2 protein-coding genes are annotated in these 2144 nt (G+C 59.8%); both read right to left on the bottom strand.

Going from position 1 to position 2144, the window contains the following annotated elements; translation table 11 throughout:
* Window positions 1-18: 18 nt before the first annotated feature.
* Entirely contained in the window at window positions 19-1473 is a 1455-nt protein-coding gene (locus F6X37_RS35535; RefSeq protein WP_187614641.1) for an IS5 family transposase, read from the bottom strand.
* 150 nt (window positions 1474-1623) lie between these two features.
* On the bottom strand, window positions 1624-2144 hold a 521-nt coding region (locus F6X37_RS35540; RefSeq protein ID WP_187614642.1), incomplete at its 5' end, for a response regulator transcription factor.

Below are 2144 nucleotides of genomic sequence, written 5' to 3' on the forward strand. Positions count from 1 at the left end.
TAGTCGGACCTGCAAAATTCATTTAGCGAGTTGAAGGAAGCCGCGTGCGGAGCGTGAAAGCAACGTTATCGACGTGAAGTCAACGAACAGGCGCAGAACCATGAGAACAAAAAAGGCAGGCTTGATGCCGAGCCGGGCGATTGCGCGCAGCAGCCAGCGCAGGTTATAGCCGACGGCGCACAGCACCGCATGCGGGGCGTCGCCAGTTTGCCCCTTCAGCCAGCAGCGTCGCATGCCGTGATCCTGCTTGACATGGCCGATGATCGGCTCGATGGCCTGTCGCCGTTTGAGCCAGCGGCGCTGGGGTGCCGACAACGTCCTGCTCTTGCCGCGATGCACGACCTGTACCGGCGCCACGTCGGCATCGACGCCGCGAAACCCGAGATCGACCAGCGCCGTCTTCGCACGGGGTGCGCCCGGCACCTCCTGCAACAGGATCGATGTCTGCTCGAGCTGTTCAGCCAGGGTGTGGCCGTCGTAGGGGTTGCCCGGGAACGCCCGTGCGCCGACGATCAGGCCTTGCTTCTCTGTGATTGCCAGGCTGACCTTGACGCCGAACTCATAGGGCTGCCGCGCCTTGCCCTTCCCGATGCACTCGACTTCCGGGGCATGCAATGCGTACAGTTTGTTCTTGTCCTTCGGGCGCTGGCGGCAGATTCGCCACGCCCGTTCCAGCCAGACGCGAAGCTTGACCTGCTGTGACTCCGAGGCGTCAGGCAGCTTGCGCTCGATGTCTCGCAGCAGTCGTCCCAGCACTGTGCGCTGTCGTTTGAGCACGCGACGCAGGCGCTTGAATTGTTTGGCGTGCGCGTAGCCGCCAGCACGGCGACGCAGACGCTTGCCCTCGCGTTCGTAGGTCTGCTTCAGACTCAGACCCGCGCGCTGCGCCAATTGCACAAGTTTGGCCCGCGCCACATCAAGCAGGCGACTGTCGGTCGGATACGCGATCGCCTTCTCCTGGACTGTGGTGTCAACAATCACGCGTTCGAATTCGGCGGGTGTTACCGCCTTCATGTGCACGGCGGCGGCGATCGTTGTGGCCAGTAATTCCTCGACACCCGCTTCGCCCAGCGCTTGCCGGAAACGCACCAGGTTGGTTGGGTCGCACGGCAGGCGGGGCTGAAAGTACTCTTCGCCGCAGAAGAACTGGAAGTACACGTCCTGCGCCCAACGCTCGCATACCGACTCGTCACTTTCGTTGTACGCGTGCTTCAGGTAGAGCAGGCCGACCATCAGGCGAACCGGCAGGCGCGGCCGGCCTGCCGCGCTCGGGCCAGCCCCCGCCAGCGTCGCCGCACTACCGAACAGATCGACATCATCACTGACTCGTCCTTCGCGAGCACGCCGCTCGAACACCGGGGTCAGCGTTGCTTCGATCGACGCCCACGGCATTTGCGTGGCCAACACCGCCAGCGGGTGACGAAGATCAATCATCGCGTCCAGACGGCTGCGAAAAAAATCGGGCGTGCTCATCGGCGAGGCTCGCAAACTCCCGGAAAGAAAATCAGATCGATATTGCTTCTGGGAGTTCGACAATCAACGAACTTCTTCCGATCACTTGCTGCAGCTGGCTCTGCGCAGTTCTGAAGGGGCGACTAAATAGTACCAGGCATTGGCTGACGATTAGACACCCGTATTTGGGTATAACCTGACATTCGCGTCGATATCCTCTGCGTGAATCGCGGAGGCCGAAAAGCCGCTTTCATATGCAAACCTGAATAAATCAGCGTCACGTTCTATGCCCAGCTTGCGCATCGCCGCCCTTTTCTGTGCGCTCACTGTCTGCTTCGTCCGATTCAACTGGGCGGCTATTTCGTTAATCGTGACGCCGGACACGTACAGACGTACAACCTCGGCTTCCCGCCCCGAAAGATTGCGCGGGGGTATGGCTTGCGTTGGGCCGACTCTTCCGGGTTGCTCGCGTGAAGTCGGTGAAAAGTAGGTTGCACCCGCGTGAACTGCATGTATGGCGGTAATCAGATAGTCAACATCTTTCGATTTGTTCAGTACGGATTGGATACCAATTTTCCCCATCTTGGAAGCAATGGCGAAATTGTCGATCGTGGTGAAGACGATTATCTTAAGGTCGGGATATCGGCGCTTTAAGAACGAAAGCATGGCCATCCCGTCACCGTATTCTCCCC

This window comes from Paraburkholderia sp. 31.1, from assembly GCF_014397645.1.
GTDB classification, from domain to species: Bacteria; Pseudomonadota; Gammaproteobacteria; order Burkholderiales; family Burkholderiaceae; genus Paraburkholderia; species Paraburkholderia tuberum.